The organism is Lentzea jiangxiensis, assembly GCF_900104175.1.
In the GTDB taxonomy this organism is placed as follows: Bacteria; Actinomycetota; Actinomycetes; order Mycobacteriales; family Pseudonocardiaceae; genus Lentzea; species Lentzea jiangxiensis.
Window position 1 is genome coordinate 1321220 of sequence record NZ_FNIX01000001.1, and the last position, 13376, is coordinate 1334595.

Annotated in this window: 12 protein-coding genes; 10 read left to right on the top strand and 2 right to left on the bottom strand. The window is 70.1% G+C overall.

Going from position 1 to position 13376, the window contains the following annotated elements:
- The first annotated feature begins 30 nt into the window (after positions 1-30).
- The 6 genes from BLQ91_RS06570 to BLQ91_RS06595 all read left to right on the top strand — a co-directional run bounded on the left by BLQ91_RS06570 (position 31) and on the right by BLQ91_RS06595 (position 5791).
- Positions 31-1569 (top strand): anthranilate synthase component I, encoded by a 1539-nt coding sequence (locus BLQ91_RS06570; RefSeq protein WP_090095675.1) that lies wholly within the window; start codon positions 31-33, stop codon positions 1567-1569.
- Positions 1559-1960 carry a Trp biosynthesis-associated membrane protein gene (locus BLQ91_RS06575; RefSeq protein ID WP_143022536.1) on the top strand — a complete coding sequence of 134 codons (402 nt, stop codon included), beginning with the start codon at positions 1559-1561 and terminating at the stop codon, positions 1958-1960. The genes BLQ91_RS06570 and BLQ91_RS06575 overlap by 11 nt, the downstream gene beginning before the upstream one ends.
- Positions 1961-2092: 132 nt before the next feature.
- Entirely contained in the window at positions 2093-2902 is an 810-nt protein-coding gene (gene trpC, locus BLQ91_RS06580) for an indole-3-glycerol phosphate synthase TrpC (protein ID WP_090095677.1), read from the top strand.
- A 35-nt stretch (positions 2903-2937) separates the two neighbouring features.
- Positions 2938-4158, top strand: coding sequence for a tryptophan synthase subunit beta (trpB, locus tag BLQ91_RS06585; protein ID WP_090095678.1), 1221 nt, complete (start codon positions 2938-2940; stop codon positions 4156-4158).
- Positions 4158-4946 carry a tryptophan synthase subunit alpha gene (gene trpA / locus BLQ91_RS06590; protein WP_090095679.1) on the top strand — a complete coding sequence of 263 codons (789 nt, stop codon included), beginning with the start codon at positions 4158-4160 and terminating at the stop codon, positions 4944-4946. Before trpB ends, trpA begins: the two co-directional genes overlap by 1 nt.
- 275 nt (positions 4947-5221) lie before the next feature.
- On the top strand, positions 5222-5791 hold the full coding sequence (locus tag BLQ91_RS06595) for a Uma2 family endonuclease (protein ID WP_245733174.1): 570 nt from the start codon (positions 5222-5224) through the stop codon (positions 5789-5791).
- Here the strand turns inward: BLQ91_RS06595 and BLQ91_RS06600 are convergent.
- Entirely contained in the window at positions 5788-6942 is a 1155-nt protein-coding gene (locus BLQ91_RS06600) for an FAD-dependent oxidoreductase (protein ID WP_090095680.1), read from the bottom strand. The genes BLQ91_RS06595 and BLQ91_RS06600 overlap by 4 nt on opposite strands.
- A gap of 532 nt (positions 6943-7474) precedes the next feature.
- On the opposite strand from BLQ91_RS06600, the gene lgt reads away from it, so the two are divergent.
- The 3 genes from lgt to BLQ91_RS06615 are packed head-to-tail and all read left to right on the top strand — an operon-like array spanning position 7475 to position 10558.
- Positions 7475-8470, top strand: coding sequence for a prolipoprotein diacylglyceryl transferase (gene lgt, locus BLQ91_RS06605; RefSeq protein WP_090096046.1), 996 nt, complete (start codon positions 7475-7477; stop codon positions 8468-8470).
- Between the two features lie 3 nt (positions 8471-8473).
- On the top strand, positions 8474-9136 hold the full coding sequence (locus BLQ91_RS06610; protein WP_090095681.1) for a response regulator transcription factor: 663 nt from the start codon (positions 8474-8476) through the stop codon (positions 9134-9136).
- A gap of 48 nt (positions 9137-9184) precedes the next feature.
- Complete coding sequence (locus BLQ91_RS06615) at positions 9185-10558, top strand: sensor histidine kinase (protein ID WP_090095682.1); 1374 nt, start codon at positions 9185-9187, stop codon at positions 10556-10558.
- On the opposite strand, the gene BLQ91_RS06620 is transcribed toward BLQ91_RS06615, so the two are convergent.
- On the bottom strand, positions 10527-11426 hold the full coding sequence (locus tag BLQ91_RS06620) for a TAXI family TRAP transporter solute-binding subunit (protein ID WP_245733175.1): 900 nt from the start codon (positions 11424-11426) through the stop codon (positions 10527-10529). The two genes, BLQ91_RS06615 and BLQ91_RS06620, sit on opposite strands and share 32 nt — an antisense overlap.
- Before the next feature lie 111 nt (positions 11427-11537).
- Here BLQ91_RS06620 and dctA point away from each other — a divergent pair, with 111 nt between their 5' ends.
- Positions 11538-12896 carry a C4-dicarboxylate transporter DctA gene (gene dctA / locus BLQ91_RS06625; RefSeq protein WP_090095683.1) on the top strand — a complete coding sequence of 453 codons (1359 nt, stop codon included), beginning with the start codon at positions 11538-11540 and terminating at the stop codon, positions 12894-12896.
- The last annotated feature ends 480 nt before the right edge of the window (positions 12897-13376 follow it).

Here is a 13376-nt window from a genome sequence, read left to right on the forward strand (position 1 = left end):
CAGATGTTGAATTTATGCAACAATCGTCCCATGGTGAGCGTCATCGGGGCTGTGGCCGCCGCTGGTCTGGGGGCCGTGAGCCCCACGCGTGAGGAGTTCCGCGAGCTGGCGGTCAACCGCCGGGTCATCCCGGTGGTGCGCAAGCTCCTCGCGGACGCCGAGACGCCGGTCGGCCTGTACCGCAAGCTCGGGGCCGACCAGCCCGGCACGTTCTTGTTCGAGTCTGCCGAGAACGGGCGCTCGTGGTCGCGCTGGTCGTTCATCGGCGTGCGGTCGTCCGCGGCGCTCACGGCGACCGGCGGTGACGCGTTCTGGACGGGCACGCGACCGGTCGGCCTGCCCGACGGCGGCGACCCGATGCAGGTCCTGCGCGAGACCGTCGAGGTGCTGCGCACGGACCCGTTGCCCGGCATGCCCCCGCTGACCGGCGGCATGGTCGGCTACATCGGCTACGACGCGGTGCGGCGGCTCGAACGGCTGCCCGTCATCGCCGAGGACGACCTGAAGCTGCCCGAGATGGTCATGCTGCTGGCGACCGACCTCGCCGCGCTCGACCACCACGAGGGCACCGTCACGCTCATCGCGAACGCGATCAACTGGGACGACTCGGCCGAGCGGGTCGACGCCGCGTACGACGACGCGGTGCGCCGCCTCGACGAGATGACGACGGCCCTGCACACGCCCGCGCCGCCGACCGCGGCCGTGTTCTCCCGGCCCAAGCCCGAGTTCCGGCGCCGCCGGTCGCAGGCCGAGCACTTCGCGGCCGTCGAGAAGGCCAAGGAGGCCATCCGCGCGGGCGAGGCGTTCCAGGTCGTGGTGTCGCAGCGGTTCGAGATCGACACCGACGCCGACGCGCTCGACATCTACCGGGTGCTGCGGGCGACCAACCCCAGCCCGTACATGTACCTGCTGCGCCTCGACGGGTTCGACATCGTCGGGTCCAGCCCCGAGTCGCTGGTGACGGTGCGCGACGGCAAGGCGACCACCCACCCGATCGCGGGCACCCGCTGGCGCAGCGAGGACCCCGAAGAGGACGCCCTGCTGGAAAAGGACCTGCTCGCCGACCACAAGGAACGCGCCGAGCACCTGATGCTCGTCGACCTCGGCCGCAACGACCTGGGCCGCGTCTGCAAGCCGGGCTCCGTGCACGTCGTCGACTTCTTCAAGGTCGAGCGGTACAGCCACGTCATGCACATCGTGTCGACCGTGACCGGCGAGCTGGCCGAGGGCAAGACCGCCTACGACGCGGTCGCGGCCTGCTTCCCGGCCGGCACGCTGTCCGGCGCGCCGAAGCCGCGCGCGATGGAGCTCATCGAGGAGCTGGAACCCACCCGCCGCGGTCTCTACGGCGGCGTCGTGGGCTACTTCGACTTCGCCGGTGACGCGGACACGGCGATCGCGATCCGCACCGCCCTGGTGCGCGACGGGGTGGCGTACGTGCAGGCGGGCGGAGGCATCGTGGCCGACTCCGACCCGCGGGCCGAGGACAACGAGTGCCTGAACAAGGCGGGCGCGGTGCTGGCCGCGATCGCCACCGCGCAGACGATGGCCCCCGCCGTTGAACGGTAGGCGTCCACTGTGGATCGCCGCGCTCCTGCTCGTGGGCGCGGCGGGTGCCTTCTGGGGTGCGGGCTCGGTGCCGATCGCGCTGCTGTGCCTCGCCTCCGTCGCGGCGGTCGTCGCGCTGAGCGGGGTGGCGCGCCGCGTCCTCGGTGCGCTGCTCGTCGTCGTGGGTCTGGTCGGGGGTTTCTCCGGCCACTGGCTGGCCGTCGTCGGAGGCGTGCTGCTGGCGGGCTCCGGCGTGCTCCAGGTGGCTCTGGGGGGTCGCATGCCGAAGATCGGGGTGGGCGGGCAGAAGGCTCGCGCGCACGACCCGGAGACGGAGATGTGGCGGGCGCTGGAGCGCGGAGATGATCCGACCGACGATAAGCCCCGCGGCGGACCATCCTCGAACGAGTGAAGATCATCCATCCACGTTCGCGCATGTGACACGTGCACAGCCCTGGTTAGCTGCGTGGACACCGAACCCCCGGTGGCGGAGGCGTTACTCCGGCGGGGTTAGCATCCCCATAGCGGGAAGGGGAGCAAGACTGTGACGGTTCTCGAGTCGATCCTCGAAGGTGTGCGTGAGGACCTCGCCGCTCGCGAGGCCCGGTTGCCCTTCGACGTCGTCAAGGAGCGCGCGGCCAGGACCGCCCCGCCGCTCGACGTGCTGTCGGTGCTGCGCGGGCCGAACGTGGGCGTGATCGCCGAGGTCAAGCGCCGCAGCCCCTCCAAGGGCGCGCTGGCGGAGATCCCGGAACCCGCCGAGCTCGCGTCCGCGTACGAGGCGGGCGGTGCGTCGGTGATCAGCGTGCTGACCGAGCAGCGCCGCTTCGGCGGGTCGCTGGCGGACTTCGACGCGGTGCGCCGGGCGGTGAAGATCCCGCTGCTGCGCAAGGACTTCATCGTGTCGCCCTACCAGGTCCACGAGGCGCGCATGCACGGCGCCGACGTGGTGCTGCTGATCGTGGCCGCGCTGGAGCAGAACGCCCTGGTGTCGCTGCTCGACCGGGTGGAGTCGCTCGGCATGACGGCGCTGGTCGAGGTGCACACGGCCGAGGAGGCCGACCGCGCTCTCGAAGCCGGGTCGACGGTCATCGGCGTGAACGCGCGCAACCTCCACACGCTGGAGGTGGACAAGGACGTTTTCGGCAGGATCGCGCCGGGACTACCCTTCGAAACGATCAAGATCGCCGAGTCGGGGGTCACCGGGCCCGGCGACCTGATGTCGTACGCCGGCGCGGGTGCTGACGCGGTGCTCGTCGGCGAAAGCCTGGTGACCAGCGGAGACCCCAAGGCCGCCGTGAACAAGCTCGTGACCGCGGGCTCACACCCCGCGTGCCCCCGGCCGAGCCGATGAGGACCGGTCGACAACAGCGTTAGAGGAGTTACCCGATGGGCCAGTTCAAGCCCACACCGCACGATCCCGACGCACGCGGCCACTTCGGCCCGTGGGGTGGCCGGTTCGTCCCGGAGGCCCTGATCGCGGCGGTGGACGAGCTGGCCGCCGAGTACGACAAGGCCCGCCTGGACCCGGAGTTCGTGGGCGAGTTCCAGCGGCTGCTGAAGGACTTCGCGGGCCGCCCGTCCCTGCTGACCGAGGCCCCGAAGTTCGCGGAGCGCGCCGGCACGCGGGTCTTCCTCAAGCGCGAGGACCTCAACCACACGGGCTCGCACAAGATCAACAACGTGCTCGGCCAGGCGTTGCTGACCAAGCGCATGGGCAAGAAGCGCGTGATCGCCGAGACCGGCGCCGGCCAGCACGGCGTGGCGACGGCGACGGCGTGCGCGCTCCTCGGGCTCGACTGCGTCGTCTACATGGGCGAGCTCGACACCGAGCGGCAGGCGCTCAACGTCGCCCGCATGCGCCTGCTGGGCGCCGAGGTCATCCCGGTGAAGTCCGGCTCGCGCACGCTGAAGGACGCGATCAACGAGGCGTTGCGCGACTGGGTCACCAACGTCGACGAGACGCACTACCTGCTCGGCACGGCCGCGGGCCCGCACCCGTTCCCGCTGCTGGTGCGCGACTTCCACCGCGTCATCGGCATCGAGGCGCGCGAGCAGATCCTCGAGAAGGCAGGCCGGCTGCCCGACGCCGTCGTCGCCTGCGTCGGTGGCGGCTCGAACGCCATCGGCATCTTCCACGGCTTCATCGACGACGCCGACGTGCGCCTGGTCGGTGTCGAGCCCGGTGGCTCCGGCCTCGACAGCGGCAGCCACGGTGCCACGCTGACGGCCGGCACGCCCGGCTCGCTGCACGGCGCGATGTCGTACGTCATGCAGGACGAGGACGGCCAGATCACCGAGGCGCACTCGATCTCCGCCGGTCTCGACTACCCCGGTGTCGGCCCGGAGCACTCGCACCTCAAGGACATCGGCCGCGCCGAGTACTTCCCCGTCACCGACGCCGAGGCGATGGAGGCGTTCGCGCTGCTCTCCCGCACCGAGGGCATCATCCCGGCGATCGAGTCCTCGCACGCGCTCGCGGGCGCGCTGAAGCTCGGGCCGTCGCTCGGGCCGGACGGGCTGCTGGTCGTGAACCTCTCCGGGCGTGGTGACAAGGACATGGACACGGCCGTGAAGTACTTCGGCCTCGCTGACGGGGGACAGGCCTGATGTCGTTGTCCGACGTGTTCTCCACCGCGCGCGCCGAGTCGCGTGCCGCGTTGATCGGCTACCTGCCCGCGGGCTACCCAACGGTCGACGGGTCCAAGGACCACCTCCGTTCGATGATCGAGTCCGGTTGTGACCTGGTCGAGGTCGGCCTGCCGTTCTCCGACCCGGTGATGGACGGCCCGACGATCCAGGCCGCCGCCGAGCAGGCCCTGTCCGCGGGCTTCCGCGTGCGCGACCTGTTCGACGTGGTGTCCGCCGTCTCCGATGCCGGCGGGCGTGCGGTCGTGATGACGTACTGGAACCCCGTGCTGCGCTACGGCGTGGACGCGTTCGCGCGCGACCTGGCCGCCGCCGGTGGCCTCGGCATCATCACGCCCGACCTCGTCCCGGACGAGGCCGACGACTGGATGGCCGCCTCCGAGGCGCACGGCCTCGACCGGATCTTCCTGGTGGCGCCGTCGTCGACCGAGGAGCGCGTCGCGATGACGGCCCGCGCCTCATCCGGCTTCCTGTACGCCACCGCGGTCATGGGCGTCACCGGTGCTCGTGACGTCGTGTCGTCCGCTGCTCCCGAGCTCGTCGGCCGCGTCCGGGAGCACACGTCGCTGCCCGTCGGCGTCGGGCTGGGCGTGCGGTCCGGTGCGCAGGCGGCGGAGATCGCCGGGTTCGCGGACGGGGTGATCGTGGGGTCGGCGTTCGTGTCGGCCGTGGCCGAGGGCGAGACGGCTGTGCGTGCGCTGGCCGCTGATCTGGCCAAGGGCGTGCGGTCGGCGGCTGCGACCGTCTGAACCTCCTGTCTTCGCGAAGCCGCTCGGTTCTCCGGAACCGGGCGGCTTCGTCCTGTGCGGCGCGGATGTCGGACCTGCCTCCTTCCGGAGTCCTGATGTTCCGCCATGAGCATGACACGAATTCGAACACCTGATCGAGTGAATCTGCGGCCGGTGGGGGCAAAACCCCAGTTGAGCGTCGGTCCTACCTGCGAACCTGTCCTCATGCACGAGCCAGCCGCCCGCCCGGCGTGCCACACTGGTGGCGCGCAGGTGGTCAACGGAGGTGATGCCCAGTGGCGGCGCCAGCCGAAGCCAAGATCGATTTCCTGCTGCCCAACCACGAAGGGCCCTGGACGATCGAGGACGTCCTCGCTCTGCCGGAGGACAACAGCCAGCGGATCGAACTCGTCGACGGGATGCTCTACGTGAGCCCGCTGGGGACGGCCGCACATCAGAGACTGGTGTTCGAGGCGTCGTACACGCTGCGCGGAGCCTGTCCTCAGGACTACGAGGCGACGATCGAGTTGAACGTCGAGTTCGACGACCGCCGTCTGTTCATCCCCGACTTCACCGTGCTGAAGAGGAAGGGGGCGAAGGGCCTGACCGTTCCGGCGGAGGACGTGCTCCTCATCGGCGAGGTGATCTCCAAGAGCACCAAGCTGAAGGACCTGGTGGTCAAGCGTCAGGTGTACGCGGAAGCACGCGTGCCCTACTACCTGATCATCGATCCGGCGAAGGGCGTGCCGGAAGCGGTGTTGCTCGAACTGGACGAAGAAGGCGAGTACGCCGAGATCGCCCGGAGCGAGAACGGCGTCCTGACCATCGAACGACCGTTCCCGGTCACCCTCGAACTGCCTTCCTAGCCGTAGAGCCACTCCAGCCGTTCGTGCAGGTCGGCCGTGGTCCACGAGGCGAACAGCGCGTTCCGGGCCTCCGCCGCCTCGCCAGCCGGGTGGTAGACCTCCCGGCCCATCCGCCGCGACACGTGGTGGACGCGCGCGGTCCGCTCCGAGCGGAGCGCCACGTACCGCGCACAAGAGCCGGCCACGTCCCGTGAGTCGAACACCTCGGAGAGGCACACGGCGTCCTCCAACGCCTGGCAAGCCCCCTGCGCCGCGTACTGCAGCACGGGGTGGGCGGCGTCGCCGAGCAGTACGACCCGCGAGTCCTGCCACGTCGTCACTGGCTCCCGATCGCACAACACCCACGCCCGCCACTCGCGCGCCAACGCCATGACGCGAGCAGCGTCGTCGCACAACGGCGCGAAGTGCCGCAGCACCTCGGTGTGCTCGGTCGGCTTGGCGGTGACGGGCTCCGTGGCGCCGTTGTCCGTCGTGGCCACGAGGTTCACGTACCGCCCGCCGGCGATCACGTACCAGACCACGTGGTACCGAGGCCCGGCCCAGAGGGTGACGACGTTCTCCTTCAGCGACCGCGGCACGTTCTGCGCCGGGATGACCGCGCGGAAGGCGGTGTGCCCGGAAACCCGCGGCTCCCCATCGCCCACGAGCTGCCGCCGCACCGCGGACCGCAACCCGTCGGCCCCGACGAGCGCTTCGCCGCGCACGAGCTCACCGGACCGCAGCTTCGCCGCGACCCCGTCACCGTCACCGTCCTGCGCGTAGGCCTCGACAGCGCTGTCCACCCTCAGCTCAACGCGCTCGTGGTTCCGGCAGGCCTCGATCAGCGGCGCGAGCACATCGTTGCGGTGCACGACGGCGTACGTCCCGAAACGCCTTCGGAACTCCTCGTCGACGGCCAGCCCGGCGATCTGCCGCCCGGACACACCGCAGCGCAGCCGCAGTCCGTCGACGTGCACAGCCCGGGCTCGCACCTCGGCGCCGACGCCGAGAGCGTCGAGCGCACGGAACCCGTTCGGGCCGACCTGGATGCCTGCGCCGATCTCCTCGAACGCGGGCGCGGCCTCCAGCACCGTCACGCGGTGTCCGGCTCGCGCGAGACCGAGAGCCGTTGCCAGACCGCCGATGCCGCCGCCGACCACCAGGACCGTCATGTCCGACCTTTCGCGAGCCCGCCAGAGACCGCGTCCGAGTATTGCGGCCCCGCGAGCACGCGGTCGCGGAGGTGGCCGGGCCGAGGCTGGGCGCCGGGGTGTCCACGGGTGTGCGGGAGGTTGGGCTGGGCCGTCGCGTGCATCCGCGAAGCCGGCCAGCAAGGCGCGGCCCAACTCGGCTCGGGCCTCGCCTGGTTCGCTGCGCCTGGCCGGGCTCGACGCGCCCGGCTCGATCCGGCAAGGCAGTGCGACGCGGCCCTCCCCGCCCGCCTCGGCAAGCCAGCCGCACACGATCAGCCCCACGCGTCACTCGACCGAACGGGCACGGCCCACGCGTCCGACGAGCGGATGAGCAAGCCCTCCGCACTTCGCACAGCCAAGTCCAACGGGCCTATGCGCAGCTACCACACACACGCGTCTGGCCGGGTACCCCAAATTCGATTCCAGTGTTCGGCACCGACAGGTTCGGCTCGGTAACGATCGCGCGTCCGAACGAGAGGCACACAGGGCCACCGGTACGGTGGGCGTCGTGTTGAACGGGTTGAACGCCGCCGTCCTGGCCACGATCCCGAGTCCAGACCGTGGTGTTTGGTACCTCGGACCGCTCCCCATCAGGGCGTACGCGCTGTGCATCATCGCCGGCATCATCGTCGCGATCTGGTGGGGTGAGCGCCGGTGGGTCGAGCGGGGTGGCATCAAGGGCGAAGTCACGGACATCGCCGTGTGGGCGGTGCCGTTCGGGCTCGTCGGTGGGCGGCTCTACCACGTCATCACGGACAACCAGAAGTACTTCGGGCCGGGCAAGGACCCGCTCGCGGCTCTGGAGATCTGGAACGGCGGCCTCGGGATCTGGGGTGCCATCGCTCTTGGTGCGGTGGGTGCGTGGATCGGGTGCCGGCGCAAGGGCATTCCATTGCCCGCCATGGCGGACGCGCTCGCGCCCGGCATCGTGGTGGCGCAGGCGATCGGGCGGCTCGGCAACTACTTCAACCAGGAGCTCTACGGCGGCGACACGACGTTGCCGTGGGGGCTCGAGATCTACCGCCGCGTCACGCCCGAGGGGCGTGAGGACGCGCTGGCGGGCGTGGCGATCGACCACACGCCGATCCAGGTCGTGCACCCGACGTTCCTCTACGAGCTGCTGTGGAACCTCGGTGTCGCGCTGCTGATCGTGTGGGCGGACCGGAAGCTCCGGCTCGGGCACGGGCGGGTGTTCGCGCTCTACGTCGCGGGCTACACGGCCGGCCGGTTCTGGATCGAGCTGATGCGCACGGACGAGGCGACGCTGATCTTCGGGCAGCGGGTGAACGTCTTCGTGTCGGCGCTGGTGTTCTTCGGGGCCATCGCGTACTTCGTCATCGCCCGGTCGCGGGGTGGGCGCGAGGACGTCGCGGCGGTGCGAACCGCCCACCCCACCGACGGCGAGCCCGTCGAACCCGGCGAGAGCACGTCGCGAGAAGCCGAGGCGGTCGAGGAAGACGCCGAGAAGGACAAGAAGAACTCCCCGGAGTCCGTCAAACCGGAGTGATCTGTGCGCGTGCTCGTCGTCGAGGATGACGACCGGGTGGCCAGGGGCCTGCTGACCGCGTTGCGGCACGCGGGCTACGAGGTTCATCGGGTGGCCACGGCCGCTGACGCGCTGCGTGCGGCGCCGGCGGACGTGGTCCTGCTCGACCTCGGCCTGCCCGACGGCGACGGCCTGGACGTGTTGCGCGAGCTGCGGCACCGGCCCGGGACGGCCGTCATCACGGTCACCGCGCGCGGCGAGGAACGTGAACGCGTGCTCGGGCTGCGGGCCGGCGCGGACGACTACGTGGTGAAGCCGTTCGGCACGTCCGAGCTGCTGGCCCGGATCGAGGCGGTGCTCCGCCGCACGCGCACCCACCGGGCCGGGCCCGACAGCGAGGGACCGATCCAGGTCGGCCCGTTGCGGATCATCACCTCGACGCGCGGCGCGACGCTCGCCGGCGAGGCTCTCGTGCTCACGCGCAAGGAGTTCGACCTGCTCGCCCTGCTCGCCGCCCGCAAGGGCGAGGTGGTGAGCCGCGACTTCATCGTGGACCAGGTGTGGCAGGCGCACTGGGAGGCGCCGTCGCGGACGCTGGACACGCACATCGCGGCGCTGCGCGGGAAGCTCGGCGACCAGGTCAAGATCGAGACGGTCCGCGGGGTGGGGTACCGGCTCGCCACGTGACGAGTCTCCAAGAGACATCCACAGGCCGGTGCGGAACAATCTCAACCGATGCTCCGCCGACTGCTCGTCATCACCGTCCCGCTGCTCGTCGCCCTGGTCGCGGCGCTCGGCATCCCCTTGGCGTCCGCGGTGGTGCAGCGGGAGACGCAGACGACCTACCTCGACCGCCTCGGTGACGCGAGCAGGTTCGCCTCCCTCGCCGAGAGCGCGCTCCAGTCGGACCGGCTGGAGGCGCTGAGCCAGGAGATCCAGCGCTACGACGCCCTCTACGACATCCCCGTCGCGATGGTCAGCGCCGACCAGCGGATCGTGCTGGCGTCACGGCAGGGCTTCAACCCGAGCAGCGACCCCGGGGTCACCGTTCTGCTGAACACCGCGCTGAACGGCGGCGTGCGGCCCGAACCGGAGTACACGGGCTGGCCGTGGCGCACGGGGCCGATGGTCGTCGTCGAACCGGTCGGGCGCGACAGCGAGGTGGTGGCCGCGGTCGTCACCGTCTCGCAGACGAGCGGCCTGCGCGCCGAGGTGCTGCGGCAGTGGGGGCTCATGGCGCTCGCGGGTCTCGCTCCGATGCTGGCCGTGGTCGCCGCGGCCTGGCCGATGTCGCGGTGGGTGCTGCGGCCGGTCAGCAAGCTCGACGAGGCCACGGCGGCCGTCGCGCAGGGCAACCTCGACGTGCGGGCGGACGAGGTCGGCGGGCCCCCGGAGCTGCGCAGGCTCGCGAAGAGCTTCAACACGATGGTCGACGTGGTCGGCAGGGCGCTGAACAGGCAGAAGGCGTTCGTCGCCGACGCCTCGCACCAGCTGCGCAACCCGCTGGCCAGCCTGCGGCTCGCCGTGGACAACCTGGAGCCGCACGTCCAGGGGGAGGACGCGAGAGAGGCCCACCAGATCGCCGTCGAGGAGGCCGAGGAGATGGGCCGCGTGCTGGACACGCTGCTCGCCGCGACCCGGCTCGACAGCGCGCGGCAGACCGAACCCGTCGAGATCGACCAGCTCATCACGACCCACCGGGCCGCCTGGCAGGCGCTCGCGAGCAAGAGCGGGGTGGAGCTGAAGATCGACATGCCGGCGGGCCTCACCATGCAGGAACCACCGGGCGGGCTCGGCAGCGTCCTGGACGAGCTCGTCAGCAACGCCGTCCGCCTCTCCAACGCCACCGAGGTCGTGGTCACCGGCAAGCCCGGTGAGCTGCACGTCGTCGACAACGGCGACGGCCTGGACGACGAGGAGCGCGAGCTCGCGCTGCAACGGTTCTGGCGCGCGACCAAGCACCAGAACATCGCCGGTACGGGGCTCGGGCTCGCGATCTGCGCCGAGCTGATCGAGTCGGCGGGGGGCACGCTCACGCTGCACGACGCCGGTCCGGGCCTGGACGTGAAGGTCGCCCTCAGCGCTTCACGGAACGGAACCAGCGCATAGCGCCCTCGTGCAGCGGCACGAGCCCGGTCGCGATGCCGGTGCGGACGTTGATGCGCGACGCCTCCGGGTGGCCCTCCACGATCCGCGCCGTCTCGGTGAACACCGTGCGCGTCACGACCTCGACGACGTCCGCGCTCAGCGACTCCCGCGCCAGCAGCAGGTTCGGCACCGCGAACGTCTGGTTCGCCTGCACGCCCTCGTAGGTGGTGCTCGGGATCGTCGCCGGGATGTACGGGCCCTTGTGCTCGTCGGCGAGCTGGACGGCCTCGGCCGGGATGTTCACCAGCCGTACGTTCCCGACCAGGTTCGAGATCGCGGGCGTCGGGATCCCGGTCAGCGCGAGCAACGCGTCCAGCGACCCGTTCGCGACCCTGCGCGAGGCCTCCGCGTGCGCCATGCGTTCGTCCATTGCGGACACCTTGAAGAAGTCCAGCATCCGCTCGGCGGTGAACTCCGTGCCGGAACCGGTGGGGCCCAACGAGATCCGCTTGCCCGCGAGGTCGGCGAAGGTGTGGATCGGCGATGCCAGCGGCACCGCTATCTGCATGAAGCTGTCGTAGAGCCTGCCCACCGCACGCACGCTCTGCGGGTCGTCGATCGGGTCCAAAGAGGACAGCGCGAGCTGGGCCTCGCCGGAGCGCAGCAGCTGCAGGTTCTCCACCGACGCGGCGGTGGGGATCGCGGTGACCTTCGTGCCGGGCAGCTGCTCGGCCAGCGCGGCCGCCAGTGCTCCGCCCACCTCGCGGAAGACGGCGCCCTCGGGACCGGTCGCGAGCACCAGCTCGGCGGGGGCGTCGACCCTGCGCGGGGTGCACCCGGCGAGAGCCAGCCCGGCCCCCAGCAGAAGTGTGCGACGGCTGAACGACACCGATGAAGCCTAGCTGTTACGTCAGGGCTGTCTGAAGTTTCCGGACGTCCGCTTGTCGGGCCTGGTGGCGCGGCTCACTCTCTCTCCCAACACGTAGTTCAAGGAGGAACAGTGGCCACCACGACCACAGGGCGCAAACCGATCTACAAGCACCTCTACTTCTGGGTGCTCGTCTCCATCGTTCTGGGCGCTGCCGTCGGGTTCCTGTTCCCCAAACAGGCGTCCGAGATGAAGTGGCTCGCCGACCTCTTCGTGAACCTCGTCAAGGTCGTCATCGCGCCGACCATCTTCGCGACGATCATCGTCGGCATCGCGGGCCTCGGGAACCTCGCCAAGGCGGGTGGTCTCGCCCTCCGCACGATCCTCTACTTCACCGCGATGACCACGGTGGCGCTCGCCATCGGCCTCGTCGTCGTGAACATCGTCCAGCCGGGTCACCACGGCGGCGAGATCCAGCTCAACGCGAGCCAGGCCGACGCGACGCTGAAGTCCGCGGCGAACGCGGAGACCGGTGTCACCGGCTTCATCCTGAGCCTGGTGCCGAAGTCGTTCGTCAGCGCGTTCACCGACGGCCAGCTGATCCAGGTGCTCGTGGTCGCCATCCTCGTGGCCGTCGCGGTCGCCGGAATGGGTGAACGCGGTGCCAAGGTCGTCTCCGCGATGGAGACGTTGTCCAAGGTGATGTTCGGCATCATCAAAATCGTCATGTACGTCGCCCCGATCGGCGCCTTCGGCGGCATCGCCTACACCGTGGGCAAGTTCGGCGGCAGCGTCCTCGGCAAGCTGCTCTGGCTGATGGGCTCGTTCTACGCGACCTGCATCCTGTTCGTCATCGTGGTGCTCGGCATCGTGGCGAAGTTCGCGGGCTTCAGCCTCTTCAAGTTCCTGCGCTACATCAAGGACGAGATCCTCATCGTCCTCGGCACGTCGTCGTCCGAGTCGGTGCTGCCGCGCATGATGGTCAAGCTGGAGGCGGCGGGCGCGCAGAAGTCGGTCGTCGGCCTCACCATCCCGACGGGCTACTCGTTCAACCTCGACGGCACCTGCATCTACCTGACCATGGGCGCGATCTTCATCGCCCAGGCCACGGGTCACGACGTGTCGATCGGCGTCCAGATCGGCCTGCTGCTGTTCATGCTGATCGCGTCGAAGGGCGCGGCGGGCGTCACCGGAGCCGGCCTCGTCACCCTGGCCGCCTCGCTGCAGGCGTTCGAGGCCCACTCGGCCATCCCCGCGGTCGGCATCGCGCTCATCGTCGGCATCGACCGCTTCATGTCCGAGGCCCGCGCCATCACCAACGTGATCGGCAACGGTGTCGGCTCGCTCGTGGTCGCCGCGTGGCAGAAGGCCCTCGACAAGGACCGCCTGACCGAGGTGCTGAACAACCCCGACAGCGTCGACGTCGACGACCTGCTGGCCAAGCAGACCGGTGCCGGCGACGACGAGAAGGAGCCGGTCGCGGCTCACTGAGACGTCCGTGGCCGGAGGCGACTCTTCCCGCCTCCGGCCACGCGACCTCCACGAACACCGAGGTCCCGCTCTCCCCGCCTGCGACGCGGGGGACGGGGCCTCGCTCTCGTTTGACCGGAAACAAGTGCGGCGGCATGGTTTGCGCGGTGCGCGTACCCTCTGAAGTGGGACGACGTGAGCGTCCGCTAACTGAGACGATAAGGCGCTGAGCAGCGAAGACGCTGGCGGCGCGTGCTGATCCAGTGGGAAGCACCGAATGTAGTGCAGCTCTCATCCGACTGGCGCAAGTTGAACGTTCGGTTACGCTAACCCGGATGTAACGAACGCCGACGTTGGCCGCAATGTCGCTCAACGGTGGGGAATCGTTACACATCCATGACCTAGATCACCCATTGGCGGGTGTCCCTGGGTTTCGCGGCTGTTAAAGTCGCGTCAACACGCGGGCCATCGTCGTCCCGTGCTCCCACCTGTTGGTTCGAG

Coding starts and splice junctions, on each gene's coding strand:
- BLQ91_RS06570 (WP_090095675.1), top strand. CDS start 31: ATGGTGAGCGTCATCGGGGCTGTGGCCGCCGCTGGTCTGGGGGCCGTG.
- trpB (WP_090095678.1), top strand. CDS start 2,938: ATGGGCCAGTTCAAGCCCACACCGCACGATCCCGACGCACGCGGCCAC.
- trpA (WP_090095679.1), top strand. CDS start 4,158: ATGTCGTTGTCCGACGTGTTCTCCACCGCGCGCGCCGAGTCGCGTGCC.
- BLQ91_RS06600 (WP_090095680.1), bottom strand. CDS start 6,942: ATGACGGTCCTGGTGGTCGGCGGCGGCATCGGCGGTCTGGCAACGGCT.
- BLQ91_RS06615 (WP_090095682.1), top strand. CDS start 9,185: ATGCTCCGCCGACTGCTCGTCATCACCGTCCCGCTGCTCGTCGCCCTG.